Source organism: Chromohalobacter sp. 48-RD10, from assembly GCF_029889785.1.
GTDB lineage: Bacteria > Pseudomonadota > Gammaproteobacteria > Pseudomonadales > Halomonadaceae > Chromohalobacter.
The window spans coordinates 230,209-252,564 of record NZ_JARANX010000002.1 but is presented as its reverse complement, the minus strand read 5'-3'; the positions used below and the strand labels follow the sequence as shown (position 1 = coordinate 252,564).

16 protein-coding genes are annotated in these 22,356 nt (G+C 60.6%); 10 read left to right on the top strand and 6 right to left on the bottom strand.

Features of this window, described 5'->3' with window-relative positions:
* Window positions 1-63 precede the first annotated feature (63 nt).
* Window positions 64-918 (top strand): formyltetrahydrofolate deformylase, encoded by an 855-nt coding sequence (purU, locus tag OP496_RS04005; RefSeq protein ID WP_280562194.1) that lies wholly within the window; start codon window positions 64-66, stop codon window positions 916-918.
* Window positions 919-925: 7 nt separating this feature from the next.
* On the opposite strand, the gene dinB is transcribed toward purU, so the two are convergent.
* Window positions 926-1,972 carry a DNA polymerase IV gene (dinB, locus tag OP496_RS04000; protein ID WP_280562193.1) on the bottom strand — a complete coding sequence of 349 codons (1,047 nt, stop codon included), beginning with the start codon at window positions 1,970-1,972 and terminating at the stop codon, window positions 926-928.
* Between the two features lie 18 nt (window positions 1,973-1,990).
* Window positions 1,991-2,629 (bottom strand): transcriptional repressor LexA, encoded by a 639-nt coding sequence (gene lexA / locus OP496_RS03995; RefSeq protein ID WP_280562192.1) that lies wholly within the window; start codon window positions 2,627-2,629, stop codon window positions 1,991-1,993.
* Between the two features lie 193 nt (window positions 2,630-2,822).
* Here lexA and OP496_RS03990 point away from each other — a divergent pair, with 193 nt between their 5' ends.
* The 6 genes from OP496_RS03990 to OP496_RS03965 all read left to right on the top strand — a co-directional run bounded on the left by OP496_RS03990 (window position 2,823) and on the right by OP496_RS03965 (window position 8,234).
* Window positions 2,823-3,482, top strand: coding sequence for a TetR/AcrR family transcriptional regulator (locus OP496_RS03990; protein ID WP_280562190.1), 660 nt, complete (start codon window positions 2,823-2,825; stop codon window positions 3,480-3,482).
* Entirely contained in the window at window positions 3,482-4,000 is a 519-nt protein-coding gene (locus OP496_RS03985; RefSeq protein WP_280562188.1) for a L,D-transpeptidase, read from the top strand. Before OP496_RS03990 ends, OP496_RS03985 begins: the two co-directional genes overlap by 1 nt.
* A gap of 81 nt (window positions 4,001-4,081) precedes the next feature.
* Window positions 4,082-5,104, top strand: a complete 1,023-nt coding sequence (nagZ, locus tag OP496_RS03980; RefSeq protein ID WP_280562187.1) for a beta-N-acetylhexosaminidase — start codon at window positions 4,082-4,084, stop codon at window positions 5,102-5,104.
* A 51-nt stretch (window positions 5,105-5,155) separates the two neighbouring features.
* The gene (locus OP496_RS03975; RefSeq protein ID WP_280562186.1) at window positions 5,156-6,475 is read left to right on the top strand and encodes a mechanosensitive ion channel family protein; all 1,320 of its coding nucleotides are present in this window, start codon (window positions 5,156-5,158) and stop codon (window positions 6,473-6,475) included.
* Window positions 6,468-7,049, top strand: coding sequence for a hypoxanthine-guanine phosphoribosyltransferase (locus tag OP496_RS03970; RefSeq protein ID WP_280562185.1), 582 nt, complete (start codon window positions 6,468-6,470; stop codon window positions 7,047-7,049). Before OP496_RS03975 ends, OP496_RS03970 begins: the two co-directional genes overlap by 8 nt.
* 81 nt (window positions 7,050-7,130) lie before the next feature.
* A complete protein-coding gene (locus OP496_RS03965) occupies window positions 7,131-8,234 on the top strand; it encodes an enoyl-CoA hydratase/isomerase family protein (protein ID WP_280562183.1) in 1,104 nt (367 codons plus the stop codon).
* Between the two features lie 6 nt (window positions 8,235-8,240).
* Here OP496_RS03965 and OP496_RS03960 read toward each other — a convergent pair whose 3' ends face one another.
* The gene (locus OP496_RS03960; RefSeq protein ID WP_280562182.1) at window positions 8,241-9,074 is read right to left on the bottom strand and encodes a pyruvate, water dikinase regulatory protein; all 834 of its coding nucleotides are present in this window, start codon (window positions 9,072-9,074) and stop codon (window positions 8,241-8,243) included.
* Between the two features lie 264 nt (window positions 9,075-9,338).
* Here OP496_RS03960 and ppsA point away from each other — a divergent pair, with 264 nt between their 5' ends.
* Complete coding sequence (gene ppsA, locus OP496_RS03955; RefSeq protein ID WP_280562181.1) at window positions 9,339-11,732, top strand: phosphoenolpyruvate synthase; 2,394 nt, start codon at window positions 9,339-9,341, stop codon at window positions 11,730-11,732.
* Window positions 11,733-11,828: 96 nt separating this feature from the next.
* On the opposite strand, the gene OP496_RS03950 is transcribed toward ppsA, so the two are convergent.
* From OP496_RS03950 to acnB, 3 genes are all read right to left on the bottom strand, one after another.
* Entirely contained in the window at window positions 11,829-13,643 is a 1,815-nt protein-coding gene (locus OP496_RS03950) for a glycerophosphodiester phosphodiesterase (protein WP_280562179.1), read from the bottom strand.
* 190 nt (window positions 13,644-13,833) lie between these two features.
* A complete protein-coding gene (locus OP496_RS03945) occupies window positions 13,834-14,436 on the bottom strand; it encodes a porin family protein (RefSeq protein WP_280562177.1) in 603 nt (200 codons plus the stop codon).
* Window positions 14,437-14,733: 297 nt separating this feature from the next.
* Window positions 14,734-17,337, bottom strand: coding sequence for a bifunctional aconitate hydratase 2/2-methylisocitrate dehydratase (gene acnB / locus OP496_RS03940; protein ID WP_280562382.1), 2,604 nt, complete (start codon window positions 17,335-17,337; stop codon window positions 14,734-14,736).
* Window positions 17,338-17,794: 457 nt separating this feature from the next.
* Between acnB and OP496_RS03935 the strand changes: the two genes are divergently transcribed.
* Both OP496_RS03935 and OP496_RS03930 read left to right on the top strand, forming a co-directional pair.
* The gene (locus OP496_RS03935; RefSeq protein WP_280562175.1) at window positions 17,795-18,421 is read left to right on the top strand and encodes a tRNA-(ms[2]io[6]A)-hydroxylase; all 627 of its coding nucleotides are present in this window, start codon (window positions 17,795-17,797) and stop codon (window positions 18,419-18,421) included.
* Between the two features lie 43 nt (window positions 18,422-18,464).
* Entirely contained in the window at window positions 18,465-22,340 is a 3,876-nt protein-coding gene (locus tag OP496_RS03930; RefSeq protein WP_280562174.1) for an AAA family ATPase, read from the top strand.
* Window positions 22,341-22,356 lie beyond the last annotated feature (16 nt).

The following is a 22,356-nucleotide window of genomic DNA, read 5'->3' as shown; positions in this document are numbered from 1 at the left end:
GAAAAGCGACTCCCTCAAGAGAGCGCCGATCACCGCCACATTTCAGGATTGGTGATAGCGCGCATGTCCCATTCGTATCGTCTTATCGTCTCGTGCCCTGACCGTGTGGGCATCGTTTCTCGCGTATCCAGTTACATCGCTGGTCACGGAGGCTGGATCACCGAGGCCAATCAACACTCGGACTTGGCCACCGGGCGCTTTTTCATGCGCTACGAAATCAAGGCTGAGTCTTTGCCGCTGAGTATCGATGCGATGCGCGACGATTTTGCCGCCATTGCCGGTGAGTTCTCGATGGACTGGGCACTGAGCGATACCGCAAAGCCCAAACGCGTCGTCCTGATGGCCTCGCGTGCTTCGCATTGTCTGGTCGATCTGCTGTACCGCTGGAACGCGGGTGAGCTCGATTGCGAGATCCCCTGCGTGATCTCCAATCATGAAGCGCTGCGTGCGCTGGTCGAATGGCATGGCATTGCGTTTCATCATGTGCCGGTCGATGCCCACGACAAGGCGGCGGCATTTGCTCGGGTCGAGGCGCTGGTCGAAGAGGCGCAGGCGGATACGGTAGTGCTGGCGCGTTACATGCAGATCCTGCCGCCCAACCTGTGCCAGCGATATGCCGGGCGGATCATCAATATTCACCATAGTTTCCTGCCCTCCTTCGCTGGCGCCAAGCCTTACCATCAGGCCTACGCGCGGGGCGTCAAGCTGATCGGTGCGACGTGTCACTATGTGACCGAAGAGCTCGACGCGGGGCCCATCATCGAGCAGGATATCCAGCGCGTGACGCACTGCCATACCGCCGAGGACCTGGTGCGTCTGGGGCGTGATGTCGAAAAAGCGGTGCTGGCGCGGGGGCTACGTTGGCATTTGCAGGACCGGGTCTTGATCCATGGCAACAAGACGGTCGTCTTTGCCTGAGGAGAGATCAGTCGAAGAGTGTCATCTGCCGTTGCTGCGCTTCGGGGGTTAGGCGTACGCCGACCCCCAGCAGGCGCACGGGGCGCTCGCCGCGGGCCCAGGCGCCATCCAGAAGGGCTTGAAAGCGTGTACCCAAGGCTTCGCGTCCTGCGGTTTCAAGCGTCGTGCTGCTGAAGTCGTTGAAGCGAACCTTGACGAACAGTTTTTGAATGGCTGGCGTGCCGTGCCGCGTAAGGCGTTTCATCAAGCGGTCGATCAGTGGCGTGAGTGCGTCGTGACAGCTGGCCAGGTCGGGCAGATCGCGGTGATACGTCGTCTCCACGCTGACGGACTTGCGTTCACGCTCGATCTGTACCGGGCGTTCATCGATGCCACGCGCCAGTTCGAATAGCCGACGTCCGAACTTGCCGAAGCGCTCGACCAGAGCTTCGAGCGGCCATTCGCGCAGGTCGCGGCAGGTGACGATCTCCAGTGCCTCGAGCTTGGACGCTGTCGCCGGGCCGACACCATGCAGTTGTTTGACGGGCAGAGCGAGGAGAAAAGGCTCGACTTCATGCGGTGCGATCACGCGTAGCCCATCCGGCTTATCCCAGTCGCTGGCCAGCTTGGCGAGGAACTTGCTGGGTGCCGCGCCCACCGAGATGACGATATCCGTCCGCGCCAGTGCCTCCTGTTTGAGCCATTTGGCCATCCAGGTCGCGCTGCCCTGAAAGCGTGTGACCTCGCTGACATCCAGATACGCCTCGTCGAGGGACAAGGGCTCCACCCGTGACGTCAATTCATGGAACAGTGCCTGGATGCGCGCCGAGACGGCACGGTATTTTTCGAAGTTCGGAGAGAGTCGCGTCAGGTGCGGACACAGACGCATGGCACGTGCCATGGGCATTGCCGAATGGATGCCGAAGGCGCGCGCGGGATAATTGCAGGTGGCGACAACGCCGCGCGTCTCGGGGCTACCTCCGATCGCCAGGGGAATGTCGCGTAACGCCGGATCGTCGCGCATTTCCACGGCGGCATAAAAGCAGTCGCAATCGGCGTGAAGGATCTTGCGCATGATGAACGGCGTATCGGCTCAGTGCAGGCCGTTACCGCCACCGCCACGAATCACGCCGACGCCGAGGCCTTCAATTTCGAGATCCTGGTGGCGTAGGTCGACCTCGATGGGTGAAAACTCCTCGTTTTCGGCGAGTAGCCAGACATGATGACCTTGACGCTTGAATCGCTTGACGGTCACATCGTCTTCCAGACGAGCGACGACGATCTGGCCGTCGCGGATCTGCTGGGTGCGATGCACGGCGAGCAGGTCGCCATCGAGAATGCCGGCATTTTTCATCGAGAGCCCGCGAACACGTAGCAGATAATCGGCGCGCGGTGTGAAGTAGTCCGGTGCTAGAGGGCAGTGCCGGTCGATGTGCGCTGCAGCAAGGATCGGGCTACCGGCAGCGACTTCACCGACGACCGGCAGGCCATCGCCGTTGGTCAAGGCCGTGTCGTCTTCCGCGGTGAGGCGGATGCCGCGCGACGTGCCGGGGATCATGCGAATGACCCCCTTGCGGTCGAGCGCACGAAGATGCTCCTCGGCGGCGTTCGGCGAGCGAAAGCCCAAGGCTTGGGCGATTTCGGCGCGCGTCGGCGGGTAGCCAAGCTCATTCATGGTCTTGACGATAAAATCGAAGACGTGTTGCTGGCGTGAAGTTAACGAGCGAGACATGGGGCCTCCGGCAGGCACTGACGTGTTCAAGCATACAGTATGTGATTGTATCCAGTCTTTGGCGCGGTGCAACCATGCGCGCCGTCATGCGCCCAGCAGCATGGCGTTTCAAACGTGGAGATTTGTCGTGATCGACGTCAAGGCTTAGAATCGAATTGTTTTAAACATCCGTTTACTCTACGCGGGGCGCCCCATGGCTCAGACAGATACAGTGACGCGCATTCTCGATACCGCCGAGGTCCTGTTTGCCGAGCGGGGGTTCGCCGAGACCTCGCTGCGTACCATCACCAGCAAGGCCAAGGTCAATCTGGCGGCGGTCAACTACCATTTCGGTTCCAAGAAGGCGCTCATTCAGGCGGTTTTCGCGCGTTATCTGGATCCCTTTTCAGAACGCTTCCATCAAGCGCTGGATGAACTCGAGGCGCAATACCGGGATGAGCCCATTCCTCTTGAGGTATTGTTGGAGACGCTGGCGCGCACGGTTCTCGAAGTGCCGGCCGAGCGCAATAGTCTCAAGGTCTTCATGCGCTTGCTGGGGTTGGCCTATACTCAGGCACAGGGTCATTTGCGCCGTTACATTCAGGAGCACTATGGCAATGTGTTCTCTCGCTTCAGCGACTTGGTACGTCGTGCCACGCCGGAATTACCCGAGGCGGAACGCTTCTGGCGGTTACACTTCATGCTGGGCACAGTGATCTTTACGCTGTCGGGTCTCGATGCCTTGCGCGATATCGCCGACAAGGATTATCACGAGCATGTCAGCGTACGCGATCTGATTCGGCGTCTGCGTCCGGTGGTCGTGTCCGGCATGCAGGCGCCATTGCCCGATGATGCGCTCAAGGTGGTGGGGTGATGCGAACGCCTCGACTCGCCGATCTACCCCCCGAACGGGGCGTCTGGCTGGAAATCGATCTCGGCGCGCAGTCGCTGACGATCCGCGAAGGGGACGCGTGTCGCGAGACATTCGCGATTTCCTCGGGCGCTCATGGTACCGGGCAGCATGAGGGCAGCGGGCAGACGCCTGCAGGATGGCATTACGTGCGCGCGATTATCGGTAATGGATTGCCACCTGGCAGTGTCTTTCGTGGGCGTCGTCCTACCGGCGAAGTGTTTTCGCCCGAGTTGGCTCGCGCCCACCCCGGGCGGGATTGGATATTGACGCGTATCTTGTGGTTGTGTGGTCTGGAGCGGGGCGTCAATCGCGGGGGTGATGTGGATAGTCAGCGCCGCTATATATACCTGCATGGCACGCCACCCGATCAGCCGATGGGCACACCGGCCTCGCATGGCTGTATCCGACTGCGCGACGAGGCGTTGCTGGCCATTTTCGACGCAGCACCGGCCGGCACGCCGGTCTGGCTGCATGACTGAGAGGTGTTTACAACAGGGCTACGCTCGACGTCGTGCCGCTCACCGCCTAGAATCCTTCCTCCATTTGCCAGGAGCGCGATGATGACCCAACCGCTCGGTCCGGTCATGCTGGACATTGAAGGTACCCAACTCAGCGACGATGAGCGTCGTCTTCTGGCACGCCCCGAGGTCGGCGGGGTGATCCTCTTCAAGCGCAATACGCAGGATGCCGAGCAAGTGCGAGCCTTGACCCGCGCGATTCGCGATATGCGTCCTGATGTGCTGCTGGCGATCGATCAGGAAGGCGGTCGTGTCCAGCGCTTGCGCAACGGTGTGACGCGGCTGCCGGCCATGGCGACGTTGGCGGCCGATTATGCCGCAACCCCTGAGGCGACTCGCACCCTGGTACACGAAGCTGGTTGGCTGCTGGGTATGGAGATGGCGGCCTGCGGTTTCGATATTACCTTCGCTCCGGTGCTCGACGTCGACGATCAGTGTGCGCCGGCCATCGGTGACCGCAGCTTTTCCGCCGACCCCGATATCGTCACCATACTCGGCGGGGCCTTCGTCGATGGGCTTCACGAGGCCGGGATGATCGCCGTGGGCAAGCACTTTCCAGGGCATGGCGGCGTCAGTCTTGATTCGCATCATGCTTTACCCGAAGACACGCGCTCACTATCGGCGTTGCGCGAGCGCGACCTGGTCCCTTTCAAGACGCTCGCCGGCAAGCTGGATGCGGTGATGCCGGCGCATGTGGTGTATACCGCGTTCGATTCGCGTCCGGCGGGTTTTTCGCCTTCCTGGCTTGGCATGTTGCGCGAGGAACTCATCTTCAAGGGTGTGGTGTTTTCCGATGACCTGAGCATGGCTGGCGCGCACGTGGCCGGATCGCCCTCGGCGCGTGCCGAGGCTGCCTGGGCGGCAGGATGTGACATGATACTGGTGTGTAACGACCGCCCGGCGGCGCTCGAAATTCTTGACACAGCGGCGGGGCATTCTTCCAAGCGTCTGGGAAAGTTGCGTTATGGTCGGGCCCGCCCCGAGCTTGAAACGCTACCGGCACTGGCGCGTTGGCGTCGTGCGCATGCGCGCCTCGAGGCACTCTCGGAAACGCCCACGCACTGATCTCGCCACTGGGTATCGGTGTGGTTACCTGTACTAGAAGGAAGGATCCTCGTGTTCGATTTTTTCTCTCCCGTGATGGATTGGGTTCAAACCACTCTGGGCATACCGCTGTGGGTGGCGGCGATTGGCTTGGTCATCGCCCTGACGCTGATCGTCGATCTGGTGAGCTGGGTCGTCTTCTGGCGTCTCGGGCCGTTATTGGAGAAAACCAACAACCGCTGGGATGACATTCTGATTCAGGCGCTGCGACGCCCGTTGCGTATCTGGATCTGGGTGATGGGGATATTCCTTTGTTTGACCGTCATTCGTTATCACTGGGAAATCGATGGGATGGAGGAACCTCTATTCCAGGCGCGTGCCGTCATTTCGCTGCTCTTGCTGGCCTGGGCGGGGCTCAGGGCCGTAAAACTTCTCGAAAAACGCCTGGTATTTCCGCCAGGGGGGCATCGCGCCAAGCCTATGGATGCCGATACGGCATCGGCCGTTTCCAAGTTACTGGGCGCGGTGGTGATCGTCGTCATCGGATTGTTGATTCTTTCGAGTCTGGGTGTCTCGCCCTCGGGAGTGGCCGCCTTCGGTGGGGCCGGCGGGCTGATAATCGGCTTCGCTGCCAAAGACATGCTGGCCAATTTCTTGGGTGGATTAATGATTCACCTGGACAAGCCGTTTCGCGTCGGCGATTGGATCAAATCCCCTGATCGCGATATCGAAGGGGTCGTGGAAGATATCGGCTGGCGTTTGACGCGCATCCGCACCTTCGCGTCGCGTCCGATCTATATGCCTAATTCCGCCTTCAGCAGCTTGGTGCTCGAGAACCCTTCGCGCATGTGGAACCGCCGCCTTTTCGAGACCATCCGGTTGCGTTATACCGATATCGAGCGTGTATCGAACATTGCCAAGTCGATCCGCTCGATGCTCGATGCGCATGACGACGTAGATACCGATGAGCAAACTCTAGTGTACTTCCAGAGCTATGGTGAACATGCGCTGGAGCTGATCGTATACGCTTTTGCCAGGACCACTGATTGGGCCGAATTCCAGACGATGAAGCAGGACATCCTGCTGCGTGTCTACGATATCGTACGTGAACATGACGCGTGCCTGGCGTTGCCGGCTTCCGAACTGCATATTGCCGGCCCGGTGGCGATCACCGACGAGACGGGCGGTGATAACGCTCAGGATGACGCCGACAACGACAAGAACTACAAAAGCGCCGATGACGATCAGAACGAGACACCCGACGCTACCCACTCGCGGGCGGCGCCCGACCGCGAGGCTCCCTACACGTCGTCTCGCCAGCGTTCGCGCAATGCCGGGCGAGGCGAAGTGAATGATGCTTCCCAGGATCACGATCAGGAATCCGATGCCTAACCAATCTACTTCCGTGTGCCAGGAATCACTGGCGACCATGCGCGATGTCATGACGCATGCCGAGTGCCTCATTTCGCAGCAGGAAGTCGAGCGTGCGCTCGACCGTATGGCCGACGAGATCACTCATGATCTGGGCGACACACTGCCGGTATTCTACTGCGTGATGAACGGCGGACTGATCACCACGGGGCATCTACTGACACGACTCGGCTTCCCGTTGGAAGTGGATTATCTACATGCGACACGTTATCGCGGCGGTGTGCGCGGGGGCGAGCTGTTCTGGCGCGTCTCGCCCGAGATTCCGATGGCCGATCGCCATGTGGTGATCGTTGATGACATTCTCGATGAAGGCACGACGCTGGCGGCGATTCTGGACTATTGTCGTCAGGCGGGCGCGGCGAGTATTTCGACAGCGGTCCTGGTCGACAAGCGTCACGACCGCAAGGCTGTGCCAGGGCTCCAGGCGGATTATTGCAGCCTTGAGGTCGTCGACCGCTATGTGTTCGGTTTCGGTATGGACTACAAGGGCTACTGGCGCAATGCGCCGGGGATCTTCGCGCCGCGCGGCATGTGAGCGTGCGCTCTGCCACAATGAGGTCGTACGCATGAACAGCTGGCTTGCATCGTCTTTTCGCAGCAGAAGGTGAGGGGGGTGATGACGGAATCCGAGGTGATCTTCGAAGAACGGCCCACGCGTGACGGTGGACGCATCGGCATCGCCACGCTGAATGCGCCCGACAGTCTCAATGCCTTGTCACTGGCGATGATTACCTCGCTGCATACCAAGCTCGATGCCTGGGCGGATGATATGTCGGTGCATGCGGTATGGCTGCAAGGCGCAGGCGGCAAGGCGTTTTGTGCGGGCGGCGACGTGGTTGCCTTGTATTGTGCCATGACGAAGTCGCCAGGAGACGAGGGAGAGGCCGCTCAGGCTTACTTCGGGGCCGAATATCGACTCGATCATCTCCTGCATCATTACCCTAAGCCTCTTGTCGTCTGGGGCGACGGCGTTGTCATGGGGGGCGGTCTGGGGCTATTGGTCGCCGCCGATCACCGTATCGTCACCGAGACCAGCCGCCTGGCTATGCCGGAAATCAGCATCGGCCTATACCCCGATGTCGGCGCCAGCTGGTTTTTCCAGCGTATGCCTCGCGGTGTTGGGGTTTATCTGGGAGTGACCGGCGCGCAGCTCAATGCGCGCGATGCCCTTGAGCTGGGATTGGCAGATCGCGTCATCGCCAGTGAGGCGCGCCAAGATGTGCTCAAGGCCCTGGAGAATGCCGATTATCGCCATCCACAGCAGGCGGTCAGGGAAGTCTTGCGTGACTTCGAAAACCGCGCGCTGGCGCCGAGGGCCGAGGTCATGCCGCGTCTGGATCATCTGCAGACCTTGAGCGATGCGGCGGATATCACCCAGGTAGTACGTCGCATCCTCGATGATCCTCGTGAAGACGCCTGGCTGGCCGCCAATCGTGCACGTCTGGCGGCGGGTTGCCCTGCCACGGCGCACTTGGTGTGGCGCATGCTGTGTCGGCACCGACATGGCAGCTTGGCGGAGACGTTCCGCGATGAGTTGATGCTCTCGGTGCAATGTTGCCGGCATACGGAATTGGCCGAGGGTATTCGTGCGTTGTTGATCGACAAGGATCGGACGCCGCAATGGGCGTATACGGATGTCGCCAACGTGCCGGCGCACTACATCGATGGCTTTTTCATGCCGCTTTGGGATGCCGAGACGCATCCATTGGCAGATCTATGAGCCCGTTCAACGCGGGCTGAAACGACGTGTCAGGCTGGTCTCGGCGATCATGCGCGTGGAAATCTCCTCGATGGAGAAGCGTGTGGTGTCGATATAGGGGATATGGTAGCGGCGAAACAGTGCCTCGGCCTGCTGCAGTTCCTGCATGCATTGATCCATCGAGCAGTAGCGACTATTGGGGCGACGCTCGCTGCGAATCGCCGCGAGTCGCCGTGGGTCGATGGTCAAGGCGAATAGCTTGTGACGATAAGGCGCCAACGCCTTGGGCATGCTCAGCGTGCCGTCTTCATCCAGATCATCCTCGGTCAGGGGGTAGTTGGCGGCTTGAATGCCGAATTGCAGGGCCAGATAGAGCGAAGTCGGCGTCTTGCCGCAACGCGAGACGCCGACCAGGATGACATCGGCCTGATCGTATTGGTGCGTGCGGGCCCCATCGTCGTTGTCGAGCGCGAAGTGCACTGCATCGATGCGATGCATGTAAATGTCATCGCGGCTGATGGCATGGGTGCGTCCTACCGTATACGTGGAATGGGTCGCCAGCTCTTCTTCGAGCGGGGCCAGGAAGGTCGAAAAGATGTCTACCTTGAAGCCTGGTGACTCGGCAATGATGGTGCGAATCGCCTGATCGACGATGGTGTCGATCACGATGGGGCGGGCACCGTCACGTTCGGCGGTCTGGGCGATGGTGGCCGCCAGGGTGTGGGCTTTTTCCAGCGTATCGATATAGGGCTTGACCATCAGGTTGAGCTCGATGCCCTCGAATTGGGCGAGCAGGCTGCGACCCAGTGTTTCTGCGGTGATGCCGGTACCATCGGAGATGAAGTAAGCGGTGCGAGGCATGGCGATGTCCGAGCGTGGCGAAAATGATACGTCTATTCTCTAGCTCCTTTCTGACAAGCGCAAATAGGTGTTCATCGCCCTTGGTACGGCGACTACAAGAAATCTCGAAAATGCCACGTTGTTGTAAAAATACTCCAACCCCTTCGCTATTAGACCAATGGCGAATAGCAAGGCCCCTTGATAGGGTACGAGCATCCGCCGCGCCGCGCGGTACTGGCTGTGACGGCGTCGTCATCGCGACCGTCCTGACTCGAGGGGGTTCTCTTGGAAGAGTATATCGTTTGGTTCGATCAGCTTGGCATGGATGATGTCGAGCGGGTGGGGGGCAAGAACGCGTCGCTCGGGGAAATGATCTCCAACCTGGCGGGTGCCGGTGTCACCGTGCCCGGCGGGTTTGCCACCACCGCCGTCGCGTATCGCGAATTCCTCGCGCACGAGGGACTCAACGAGCGCATCAACGACGCGTTGGCGCGTCTGGATGTCGACGATGTCACGGCACTTGCCGAGACGGGAGCACGCATTCGTCAGTGGGTCATCGATACGCCACTGCCACCGGCTTTCGAGCGGGTCTTGGCCGAGGCGTATGGCCAGCTTCAAGACAAGCATCCGCACCTCAAGGCGGCGGTACGCTCCTCTGCGACGGCTGAGGACTTACCCGATGCGTCGTTTGCGGGGCAGCAGGAAACCTTCCTCAATATCGAGGGCTTCGACAACGTCAAACGCGCCGTTCACGAAGTCTTCGCGTCACTATTCAATGACCGTGCCATTGCCTACCGCGTGCATCGAGGTTATCCGCACGAGAACGTGGCGCTTTCCGCCGGCGTGCAGAAGATGGTGCGCTCCGAAACGGCGGCCAGCGGCGTGATGTTCACGCTCGACACCGAATCTGGCTATCGCGATGCCGTGTTCGTGACGGGGTCCTGGGGGCTGGGCGAGACGGTCGTTCAGGGGGCGGTCAATCCTGATGAATTCTATGTGCACAAGCCGACGCTGGCGGCAGGACGCCCGGCGGTGCTGCGGCGGACACTAGGCTCCAAGCTGATCAAGATGGTCTACAGCGAAGAAAGCGCCACTGGCCGTTCAGTGAAGACCGTGGATGTGTCGCACGCCGATCGTCAACGTTTTTGTCTCGGCGATGACGAGGTCATGGCGTTGGCCCGGCAAGCGGTGACCATCGAGGCGCACTATGGATGCCCGATGGATATCGAATGGGCGCGCGATGGCGACGATGGCAAGCTGTACATCGTTCAGGCACGTCCTGAAACTGTGGTCTCCAACGTGGAAGGCGGCAAGCTCGAGCGTTTTCAGCTCAAGGAAAAAAGCCGTGTACTGGTGGATGGCCGCGCCATCGGCCAGCGCATCGGCCAGGGCGCGGTCAAGATCGTGGGCAGTCCTGAGCAGATGGACAAGGTACACGACGGCGATGTGCTGGTGACCGACATGACCGACCCCGACTGGGAGCCGATCATGAAACGCGCCTCCGCGATCGTCACCAATCGGGGCGGACGCACCTGCCATGCGGCGATCATCGCGCGCGAATTGGGTATTCCCGCTGTCGTGGGCTGTGGCGATGCGACCCAGGCGCTTGCCGATGGCCGCGAAGTGACCGTGTCCTGTGCCGAGGGTGACACCGGCCATGTCTACGATGGCTTGCTCGATTACGACTGTCAGACGACGACGGTCGATAATATGCCGACGCTGCCTTTCCATATCATGATGAACGTCGGCAATCCCGACCGTGCCTTTGGCTTTTCCAGCTTACCCAATGCGGGGGTCGGACTGGCGCGTCTGGAGTTCATCATCAATCGCATGATCGGCGTGCATCCCAAGGCTCTGATCGATTACGACACACTTCCGGCCGACTTGCAGCAGACCATCGATTTGCGTACCGCCGGGTATGACGATCCGGTCAGCTTTTACATCGACCGCTTGACAGAGGGCATTTCCACTCTGGCGGCGGCGTTCTATCCCAAGCGCGTCATCGTGCGGCTCTCGGATTTCAAGTCCAACGAATACGAGAATCTCATCGGCGGCAAACTCTATGAGCTTGGTGAAGAGAATCCGATGCTCGGGTTCCGTGGTGCCTCGCGCTACATCTCCGAGACGTTCCGTCCGTGCTTCGAGCTGGAGTGCCGCGCCCTGAAGCGGGTGCGCGATGTCATGGGCCTCGATAATGTCGAGATCATGGTGCCTTTCGTGAGAACGCCGGAAGAAGGGCGTGAAGTCGTCTCCCTGATGGAAGCCAATGGGCTCGAGCGGGGTGCCTCTTCATCTCCTCAGGGTCAGGGACTCAAGATCATCATGATGTGCGAACTGCCGGCCAATGCCCTCTTGGCGGATGAGTTCCTGGAGCATTTCGATGGCTTCTCCATCGGCTCCAATGACCTGACGCAGTTGACACTGGGGCTGGATCGCGATTCGGGCATCGTGGCGCATCTCTTCGACGAGCGTAACCCGGCGGTCAAGAAGCTGCTGTCCATGGCCATCCAGGCGTGCCGGGCACAGGGCAAGTATGTCGGTATCTGCGGTCAGGGGCCGTCGGATCACCCCGAGCTTGCAAAATGGCTGATGGAGCAGGGCATCGATTCCGTGTCATTGAACCCCGACGCGGTACTCGAAACCTGGTTCATGCTGGCGGGTGAAAAGGTCGGCGGCTGAAACCGGTTCATATAGGGATAGGCAAGGGCGCGCCGCTATAGCGCGCCCTTTTTCGTAGAGCGGTTTATATGTCGCGAGTAGCTCTATTAGCCCTATTCACTGATGCAGCCAATTGCGCAGTTTGAGCAGCAGCAGCTCGCCATCGCGGAGGGTGGCGCGTTCGATGAGCAGGTCGATCAGCGTTGCGGGGCGGTCGGTGATGATATTGTCGACGCCCATGTCGATGTAGCGCGACATGTCACGCGCACTGTTGACTGTCCAGACGTGCAATTCGCGGCCGCTGTCATGCACCATGCTGACGGTACCGGCATCAGCGCGGGTGTGGCGCAGGCCGATGATGTCGGCCGGGGTCGAGGTCAGAGCGCCAGGCAGCAGGAATTGAACGAACAGTGTGGTAGCGATATCGGGGGCGTATTCTTCGACGTCGCGAATCACCGTCGGCGATAAAGATGCGATGACCGCGCTGTCGGCGATGCCGTAACGCCGCAAACGTTCGACGACCGCTTCGATGAGCGCCTGCTCGTTGCCGGGGGCGGGCTTGAGCTCGACGTACAGGCGTGACTTGCCATGTGCCAGGCCAATCACCTGATCGAGCGTTGCCAAGCGTTCATCGGAAAAGTCAGCATCGAACCAGCTACCGATATCGATATCGCGCGTTTCCTCCAGCGTCAGGTCGTTGATATTAAGTGCCTGGCCGGTAAGGCGTTCCAGCGTGCGGTCGTGAGAGAGGACGACATTGCCATCGCGCAACAGTCTGACGTCCAGCTCCAGATAGTCGGCGCCTTCCTGGATGGCTTGGCGCATCGATGCCAGGGTATTTTCCGGTGCCGCCATCGAGCTCCCGCGGTGGGCGGTAACTGTGACCTCATCGCGTAGCTGGAAGTCACTCAGCACCCATCCCGCTTGGAGCAGCGCGAAGATCAGCAAGACGGCCTCGGCGGTCCAGGCCCACCAGCCCGACTGCTGGGGAGCCGGCGAGTCCGCGACACCAAGCATGCCGCCCCCCAAACGTCGATAGAGATTGGCCACCAGCAGGCTATTGGCCGCGACCCCCAGAAACGTCACGGCGATGATCGAAAGCGTGTAGGCCGCCACGTAGACCAGCATGACGGGCACCAGCAGCGAGATGCGATCCGGTAGGTAGGTGATCAGCGGCGATGCCAGGCTATTGAACAGGAGGCTGAACAGGACCGGCAGCGCGGCGATACCCAAGGCGAATGTCAGTGCCAGAGCCGTGATGCGCGCGTGTCGTCCCCGTGTTAGCGCACGGCTGCATGTCAGCGCCTGGAGTGGCGAAAGGCGGTCGAGTACCAGGGCGGGGAGTGCCAGGAACCAGCGCGCATAAAGCAGTACTTGCAGCCAGAGTGCGATGAGTGCGAGGCCTCCGCCGAGCATGGCGAAATACCATAAGGCTGGGGGCTTCATGCGCATCACGACGTAGAGTTCGGCATCGCCGAGAAAGGCGTCGTAGCAATAGGCGATCAGCAGCACGAATGGGGTGGCGAGCAGCAAGTGGGCGCCGACCTGAAGGAATGTGAGTCCGGCGATGCTCGGAAAGTAGCGACCGATTTGCCACAGTGTATTCATCGTCGCCCGGTAGCGCCCCGGCCCGGGTACGGCGACCAACCGCATCATACCGCTTTGCTGCAGGAAGATCAGCAGAAAACTCAGGCCCAGCGCCACGAGACCCCAGGCAAGGCCCAAGGGGGAAAGCGCCATGTCGGCAATTTGGGCATTGCTGAGTGCCTGACGATGGAAGGCATGCAGCAGACTGGTCAGAGTCCAGGTCGTCAACGGCACCAAAACGGCCGTGGCGAGGACGGTGAAGAATAGATGAAAAACCAGTAACGCTCGTCCCTGAGCGCGTAATTGGGTTGCAATGTCACCCAGCAACGTGCGGGTGGCGAGCATGACAACTCCTTCGTTTTCTATCAGGCTCTTGCAAGCCTCGCATCGTCGCTCGCTGCAGGCAAATGGCTGCGCTATCAGTCATCTAGCGTTAACGGCTCATGCGCAATCACGAAGGTGCCGTATCCGTTGATATAAAAAGACGCCGGGCGAGGCCCGGCGTCTTGTACAGCGATGCACGTCGAGGCGTTCTTTAGAACTGCCAGCCCACGGACGCGGTGAAGGAATCCACTTGATAGTCGCTGTCGAAGTCGTAGCGCTCATATTCGGCGCGCACCAGGAAGGGATTGAAGTTGAATTGCGCGCCGGCACCGTAGACCGGGTCCACGCCATCGTTATCCTTGAGGTCGGTGCTGGTGCCGCCGAGATTACCGTCGACGTCGGTTTCCCACTTCGCCATGCCCGCCTTGGCGAAAAGTTCGAACCAATTTGTGATGGGCAGCTTGCCGACCAGGCTGACGCCGTAGGCTTCTGAGTCGAGGTTGGTATTGGCCGTGTCGTTGCCCTTGAGCTCGACACTTCCGAGGTCCGCATAGAACGCCTCGGTGGCGAAGTAGCGGTTGAAGTTGTAGCCGACGAAGCCTTTGAAGACGTTGTCGTCATCATCAGTATCGTAGTCCTCGCTGCCTGACTCGATAAACTCGTCAACGTCACCGTCATCGTTTTTCAACGAGCTGAAGCCGGTCCCGACACCGAAGTACAAGCCTTCGGGGCTGGGAGCGGCCATGGCGTTGGGGGTGAGGACGAGAAGACTCGATGTGGCCACAGAAGCGGTGATCAAAGCCTTGAGTTTCATGGTGTTCTCCTTGATTTTCTCATCACGACGTATCCTCGTGTGCCGGCTTCGAGGCACGGCACTGGGCGGTCGGAATGTCATGGCATCCTGCCGTCTCGTCCCATACTCGTATGGAATGGGGCGCGAACGAGCGTTTCATATCTAAGCGTCTGTCCAGCCCGCTGACAAGGTGAACAGTGTTAAAAAACGTACGCAGGCGTTGGTATATGGCGACGCCAATCAAAAAACGCCCCGCATTGGCGGGGCGTTTCGGTGACCTGCACTCTTTCTCAATAGGCGAGCATTGGAGACGAGTGGTCAGGCTTCCTCGGCGACCGGAATCACATTCGCGGCCGCGTGCTGGAACTCTTCTATCTCATGGAAGTCCATGTAGCGGTAGATTTCATCCGCCATGGCATTGAACTCGCTCATGTAGCCCTTGTATTCCTCGACGGTCGGCAAGCGTCCCTCGACGGCCGCGATGGCGGCCAGCTCGGCGGAGGCAAGATAGACATTCGCGCCGTCGCCCAGACGGTTGGGGAAGTTGCGCGTGGAGGTCGAGACCACGGTTGACTTGGGCGCTACGCGTGCCTGGTTGCCCATGCACAGCGAGCAGCCCGGCATTTCCATGCGTGCACCAGCGCGCCCATAAATGCCGTAATATCCCTCTTCCGTCAACTGATGTTGGTCCATCTTGGTGGGCGGTGCAAGCCACAAACGGGTCTTCAGGCTACCGGCGGGTTGTTTCTCGAGCAGTTTGCCGGCGGCGCGGAAGTGGCCGATGTTGGTCATGCACGAGCCGATGAATACCTCGTCGATCTGCTCGCTGGCGACGTCGGAGAGCAGGCGCGCGTCATCGGGATCATTGGGCGCGCACAGCACGGGCTGGTCGAGTTCGCTCATGTCGATCTCGATCACTGCGGCATACTCGGCGTCGCCATCGGCACGCATCAGGCTGGGGTCGGCCAGCCATTCCTGCATGGCTTGGATGCGGCGCTCCAGCGTGCGGGCATCGCCATAGCCATTGTCGATCATCCATTTGAGGAGGGTGACGTTGGAGTTTAGATACTCGGCGACCCGCTCCTCGCCCAGGGTGATCGTGCAGCCAGCGGCACTACGTTCGGCAGAGGCGTCGGAAAGCTCGAATGCCTGCTCGGCGGTGAGATCCTCGAGGCCTTCGATTTCCAGAATACGGCCTGAGAAAAAGTTCTGCTTGTTCGACTTCTCGACGGTCAGGAGGCCGTCCTTGATAGCGTAATAGGGGATCGCATGCACCAGGTCGCGCAGCGTTATGCCGGGCTGGCGTTCGCCCTTGAAACGCACCAGTACCGATTCCGGCATGTCCAGCGGCATCACGCCAGTGGCGGCAGCAAAGGCCACCAGGCCGGAACCCGCCGGGAAGGAAATACCCATCGGAAAGCGAGTGTGTGAATCGCCGCCGGTACCCACGGTGTCAGGCAGCAGCATACGGTTCAGCCAGCTGTGGATGATGCCGTCACCCGGGCGCAGCGAGACGCCACCACGATTCATGATGAAGTCGGGCAGGGTGTGATGAGTTTCCACGTCGACCGGCTTCGGGTAGGCGCTGGTGTGGCAGAACGACTGCATGACCAGGTCTGACTGAAAGCCCAGGCAGGCCAGGTCCTTGAGCTCATCGCGGGTCATGGGTCCCGTGGTGTCCTGGGAGCCGACGGTGGTCATCTTCGGCTCGCAGTACATACCCGGGCGCACGCCTTCCATGCCACAGGCCTTGCCGACCATCTTCTGCGCCAGGGTGAAGCCCTTGCCTGTACCGATCGGTTGTTCGGGCTTGCGGAAGACCTCGGAGCCGGCTAAACCGAGTTCGTTGCGCGCTTTCTCGGTCAGGCCACGGCCCACGATCAACGGAATGCGGCCGCCAGCACGCACCTCGTCGAGGATGACCTGGGTCTTGAGTTCGAAGGTGGAGACGACCTCGTCGCTGTCGTGGCGTGTCACCCTGCCTTCATAAGGATAGACATCGATGACATCGCCCATCTCGAGCCTGGAGACATCCATCTCGATCGGCAGGGCGCCGGCATCTTCCATGGTGTTGAAGAAGATCGGTGCGATCTTGCCGCCGAACACGAAGCCGCCGGCGCGCTTATTGGGCACGTTGGGGATGTCGTCGCCGAAGAACCACAACACGGAGTTAGTGGCCGACTTTCGCGACGAGCCGGTGCCCACGACATCGCCGACATAAGCGACCGGGAAGCCTTTCGCCTTGACCTCGTCGATCTGTGCGATGGGGCCCTTGTTGCCTGGCGCTTCCGGCGTAATGCCCTCGCGCGGGTTCTTGAGCATGGCGTTGGCATGCAGCGGAATATCGGGGCGTGACCAGGCGTCCGGCGCGGGGGAAAGATCGTCGGTGTTGGTTTCGCCCGGTACCTTGAATACCGCGATACTGATCTTCTCGGCCAGGGCCGGCTTGGCGAGGAACCACTCGGCTTCGGCCCAGGATTCGAGCACGGCTTGCGCGATGGCGTTGCCGTTCTTGGCGCGTTCGGCAACATCGTGGAAGGCATCGAACATCAAGAGGGTGTGCTTGAGCTGCTCACCGGCTTCTTGGGCGAGGGCGTCATCGTCGAGGAGTTCGACCAGGGTGGCAATATTGTAGCCGCCTTGCATGGTACCGAGCAGCTTGACCGCGTGGATCTTGTCGATCAGCGGTGACGTGGCCTCATCTTTGGCGATGGCGGTGAGGAAGCCGGCCTTGACGTAAGCGGCTTCGTCCACGCCGGGGGGAACGCGGTTGGTGAGCAGCTCGAGAAGCGTTTCTTCCTCGCCGGCGGGCGGCGCCTTGAGCAGCTCGACCAGTTCGGCGGTCTGCTCGGCGTTGAGCGGCTGGGATGGCACGCCTTTGCGCGCGCGCTCCTCGGCATGTTGGCGGTAGGCTTCAAGCACGTTGGGACCCTCGTCAGTCATCGAAACCAGGGCGGGGCGGTGCGCGTGGCGATAATCGCTTCCACGCTCGCGCACGACGGACACGACCTGGGACAGGTTGTCACCGGTCTAAATAGGCAGCGAGATTCTACTCGAAACTGTCGACAATGTTAATAAGACGGTCTGTGCCGGGCGCTGAGAGAATGGTAAAAGGCATTCTGGTGCACGACGGTCGCTGTCGTGGCGCGCTCGCGATATCATACTTGCTCGGGTAAAGGGGGAGGTGAGATGGTCGCCAACGAGAGCAAGGCAAAGCGTCTCCAGTGCCATGCGTGGGATTGTGCTCGACTCGCACCCGATGCCTTGTACGCCGCGTTGCAGAAAGCGTTGATGCAGGAGGCGCTCCACCGCCTGACGACAGCGCCGACCGAGCCTTGCGTTTAACTTTCATGACCCTCTCAATGGATAGAAGAAAGCCATGTCCACGGACGTAAACACCCTGCTACCCCAAGAATTGTTGAACTTCTTGCCGTGTCCGACGCCGGATGCTTGGGTGCAAGCAGCGCTGGCGCATCCGTCGCTATTGCTCATCGATCACGCTCAATGCGAAAAAAAGGCGGCATCCACGGCGATGAACCTGATGTATCGCTATGTCGAGCATACCGAGTTGCTGACCAAGATGTCGCAGTTAGCCCGCGAGGAGCTCTTGCATTTCGAACAGGTGGTGACCTTGATGCGCGCGCGTGGCGTGCGCTACCGCCAACTCAGCGCCTCGCGTTATGCAGCGGGGTTGCGACAACATGTCGGCAAGGACGATCCGCAACGGCTGGTCGATACCCTTATCGTCGGCGCCTTCATTGAGGCGCGCTCCTGTGAACGTTTCGCGTCTCTGATCCCTTTTCTGGATGATGAGCTTGCCAAGTTCTATCGCGCTCTGGTCAAGTCGGAAGGACGCCATTACGAAGATTACCTGGCACTGGCACAGCAGTATGCCACGCAGGATATCGCGCCGCGTATCGCGTTTTTCGCCGAGCGTGAGCGCGAACTGATCGAATCCCCGGATACCTGCTTTCGTTTCCACAGTGGTGTGCCGTCGGCAGCGTGATCGCGCTCGCCGTCGGTACTGGCCCAATCAGGGTATGACGACGATGACTCAGGACACTCCGGTACCGCCTCGATTGATGCTTTTCGGGCATTTTTCGATGACGCTGGGGCGCACCACGCTCACCCAGTTCAGCTATGACAAGGTCAAGGCGTTGTTGGTCTACCTGTTGCTCAACGAGCAAGCGGCCAATCGTGCCGGACTAGCGGAAATGCTGTGGCCCGCTCAAGGCCTGTCGTCGGGTCGAACCAATTTGCGTCATGCGCTGCATTGCCTGCGGCAATGTCTCGGCGATGAGGCTGAGTCAGTCTTGACGGTTTCGCGTCAAAGCATCGAATTGCGCCTGGAATCGCATTGGGTGATGGATGTGCGTCGCCTCGAGACGCTGCTGCAAGCGCCGCCCGAGATCGGTGCCATCGATGAGTTGCTGACGCTGTATCGCGGCGACCTGGTCGAAGAACTGCACTTGCCGCAGTGCAGTGATTTTCAGCGTTGGCTGGTCAAGGTGCGCGGCGAATGGCGCCAACGCATGATCGCCTATATCGAGCATGCGCTGGACGGCGTCGATGATGTATCCGAGGCGATATTGCGCCAGCTGGTGAGCCGTTTCTCGGGGTATGGTCCCTTCCATGAACGCCTGGTGCGCCAGCTGGCCGAGAAGGGACAAATTGCCGCCGCGCATGAGCAGTTCAATGCCTATCTAGAGTTGCTGGCGCTTTCCGGCCAGCAGCCTGATGCCGAGTTTCTACAGCTGGCGCGCTACTGGTCGGATGGTGCGCAGCCGACGGCGCCCACCTCGCCCCAGGGCGCTTTCTCGCGGACGGTGGCGCTGGACAGTGCTCCTGTGCGCGAAGACGAGATCGACTATCGACAGCTATCGGTAATGGCGATTCGCCTGCACTTGCAGGGCGACTGGCAGGAGCGTGCTCAGGGGCATGCTTGTCTGCTCTTGCAGGTAGAGTTGATGCGTTGGCTGGAGCGCCAATGCCATCTACTGGGTGGATTCTGGCTGCCTGGCGCTACCGGAGGACTGGGGCTAGCCTGTTTCGGCACCCACGGGCCGACACACCAATTGGCCGAGCTGGTGGCATTGTACGAACATTGCCGTCGCCAGCTACCCGAAGAGGTTCAGCGACACTGGTCGGGCGGCGATCCGGCGCCGCGTTTCGAACTGGCTGCAGGGCTCAACAGCGGGCGAGGGTTATATTTGCCCGAACGTCGCTTGGCCGATCCTTTGGGACAGGTGACGCAACCGGCACTCGAACTCATGAGTGCCGCTCAAGGCAGCGAGCTGGTGATTTCGCAAGAGGCGAGCCAGCACATGCCCCCCGCGCTGGATCTGCAGCCGCGCTTGACGACGCGCTTGCTGGCTGCCGATGGGCGAGTGCGCCTGCGGGCGTTGGTACTGGGGGTCGACGAAGGTGGACGCGATGCCACACCGCCGAGCTTGATCGGACGCGAAGCGGCACTGCGACAGTTGCGAGATGCGCTGGCCCGGGTGGTCATCGGATTGCGCCAGAGCGTGCTGGTGCAAGGTGCACTGGGCAAGGGCAAGTCGGCGTTGCTGGTAAGCTTCCGGCAACTGGAGCAAAGCCAGGAGATTGCCCTGTGTTGGCAGCCAACGACCCGGTTGTCGACCCAGACGCCTTATGGGGTGGTGCGTTCGCTGTTGCGTTGGTATCTCGACCGAGATGTCGATAGCTCTACGCTGGCCGCCTGGTTGGCCAATGAATCGACGCTGGACGAATCGCGGCGCGAGGTGCTCTACCACGCGCTGAGCGATGGCGGGAGCGGTGACATCGGTGAGAGTCTCGAGCCGGTCACGCAACTCTTCCATTCGCTGATAGAGCGCATCACAGCGAGCCGTCCGCTGGCCTTGGTCATCGACGACCTGCAATGGCTGGATGAGCTCTCGCTCAAGATGTTGCTGGCATTGCAGGCACGCCTGCCGATCAATGTCCCCTTCATGCTGATTGCCAGCCATCATGGGCGCGAGGCGTTGCCGGTGCGGCTCGACTGGGACCAGCAAATCGTGCTGGGACGCCTGGACAGCACGCAGTCATCACGCTTGCTAGTGCAACTGGCCAAGCATTATCGGCTGCACATCAGCCCGCGTCTGCGTGAGCAGCTCATCGAGCGTTGCGACGGAGTGCCGCTTTACTTGCAGGAAATTTGTCGGCGTCTCGATATGGATCGGCGCGAGGGGCGTCGCGTCCAGGTGGATGAGCTGCCACGCGGCTTGCTGGGACTTCTTTCCAGCCGCATCGAGCAGCTCGATGCCGACCGTGATGTGGCGCATGTCGCGGCAGTGCTCGGGCGCCAATTCCGGGGCACCTTCTTGCGCGAATGTACTGGGCTCGGCGAGACACGCCTCAAGCAAGTACTCGATCACATGCAGCGCCTGGAGATCATCGAGCCCTGCCATGGCGATAACCCGTTCGACTACCAGTTCGTTCATCAGCTGTTGCAGGAAGCCGCGTACCTTTCCTGTCCGCGCGATGTCAGAGAGCGGCTACACCACCAGGTCGTCACGCTCATCGAGGAACGCTTCCCGGCCTCGATTGGTCAGCATCCAGGATATTTCGCGTCTCACCTGCGGCATAGCGGCGACCATGCGCGAGCGGCGCGCTACTTCGAGCTTGCCGCGCGGGCCGCCCTCAAGTTGAGTGCCAACCGCACGGCACTACAGATGGCCGACTCGGGCCTGGAGTGCCTGCAAGATCTTGCCTCGCAGGAAGAGCGCCATATCAGCCTGTTGACGGTGCGCGGCCAGGCTGCCTTTGCGCTCGAAGGGCACGGTTCGCCCACGGCACATGAGAGCTTCGTGCGCGCCAAGGATATGTTGGGGACGCTGGAGGCGCGACGCGTCGAAGACGACGATCCGGATGACGAGCAACCGTTCCTGGTGACTTGGGGGTTATGGGTCGGCTGCAGCCAGCGCCATGCACATGCAGATGCGTTTGCATTGGCGTCGCGCTTGTCGACATGCGCCGAAGGCCTCGTCGATCCACGCTACCAGCGCCTGGCGGATTACGCGCGTGCGCATTGCGAATATTGGGTGGGACGCGTCCGCCATGCTGTCGAGCATCTTGAGGAAATCGATCCGTTGCATCAGCCGATGGTGCTCGATTGGCTGCCATTTTCCGATCATCCGCAGATCGCCGCGGCTTGCTACCATGCTTGGGCCTTGTGCCTGCGCGGCGACTATCTGCGTGCCGAACAACAGATCGAGGCGGCAATACGCCTGGCCGAGTCGATCAAGCATCCTGGCTCGTTGGCACTGTCGTTGATTTTCGCCGCAGCATTGTATCGCCAGTTAGGGCATGTGCACATGGCGGCGACACGCGCCGAACGCGCGCACGAAGTGACGTCGACGCCGGATCTGCATCTCTGGCATTACGCGGCGCAAGGCATTCTCGGCTGGTACAATGCGATGAGTGGCGACCCCCAGGGCCTGGAGCTGCTCGAAGAGAGCATGGAGCGGGCGACCGAGGCCACGGGGCAAGATCGTTATCAGCGCCCTTTGCTGTGGTACGGCGATGCATGCCTGGCGCTGGGAGAATATGCTCGGGCCGAGGACTATCTGGACCAATGCTTGATGGTCGCGCGTGAACGCGATTCGTTATATTTGCCCGAGCTGACCTTGCAAATGGTGCGCGTTCGCCACGCGCTGGGGGGCGCGCCTCAGGACGTGCGTCGCTTGGCCGAACAGGCCTATCGCGTGGCGAGCGAGCAGGAGAATCGGCATCACCAGATCAATGCTTGCGAAGTCTGGCTAACGCTGGTCGATCCCGATGACGACGATATGCGGCAACGGTTCCGCCAATGGCTGGGCCAGGTCTCGTTGACTGATGCCCCGATGCTGGTGCGCTGGCGCTTGCAACTGGATCGAGCCTTCGAGCCGCAGCGCGAGCGGACATGATTGCCAGCTCAGCGTC

Bases quoted from the DNA above. Each gene is read 5' to 3' on its own strand.
- purU (WP_280562194.1), top strand. From the start codon at position 64: ATGTCCCATTCGTATCGTCTTATCGTCTCGTGCCCTGACCGTGTGGGC.
- dinB (WP_280562193.1), bottom strand. From the start codon at position 1,972: ATGCGCAAGATCCTTCACGCCGATTGCGACTGCTTTTATGCCGCCGTG.
- lexA (WP_280562192.1), bottom strand. From the start codon at position 2,629: ATGTCTCGCTCGTTAACTTCACGCCAGCAACACGTCTTCGATTTTATC.
- OP496_RS03990 (WP_280562190.1), top strand. From the start codon at position 2,823: ATGGCTCAGACAGATACAGTGACGCGCATTCTCGATACCGCCGAGGTC.
- OP496_RS03985 (WP_280562188.1), top strand. From the start codon at position 3,482: ATGCGAACGCCTCGACTCGCCGATCTACCCCCCGAACGGGGCGTCTGG.
- nagZ (WP_280562187.1), top strand. From the start codon at position 4,082: ATGACCCAACCGCTCGGTCCGGTCATGCTGGACATTGAAGGTACCCAA.
- OP496_RS03970 (WP_280562185.1), top strand. From the start codon at position 6,468: ATGCCTAACCAATCTACTTCCGTGTGCCAGGAATCACTGGCGACCATG.
- OP496_RS03965 (WP_280562183.1), top strand. From the start codon at position 7,131: ATGACGGAATCCGAGGTGATCTTCGAAGAACGGCCCACGCGTGACGGT.
- OP496_RS03960 (WP_280562182.1), bottom strand. From the start codon at position 9,074: ATGCCTCGCACCGCTTACTTCATCTCCGATGGTACCGGCATCACCGCA.
- OP496_RS03950 (WP_280562179.1), bottom strand. From the start codon at position 13,643: ATGCTCGCCACCCGCACGTTGCTGGGTGACATTGCAACCCAATTACGC.
- OP496_RS03945 (WP_280562177.1), bottom strand. From the start codon at position 14,436: ATGAAACTCAAGGCTTTGATCACCGCTTCTGTGGCCACATCGAGTCTT.
- OP496_RS03935 (WP_280562175.1), top strand. From the start codon at position 17,795: ATGTCCACGGACGTAAACACCCTGCTACCCCAAGAATTGTTGAACTTC.
- OP496_RS03930 (WP_280562174.1), top strand. From the start codon at position 18,465: ATGACTCAGGACACTCCGGTACCGCCTCGATTGATGCTTTTCGGGCAT.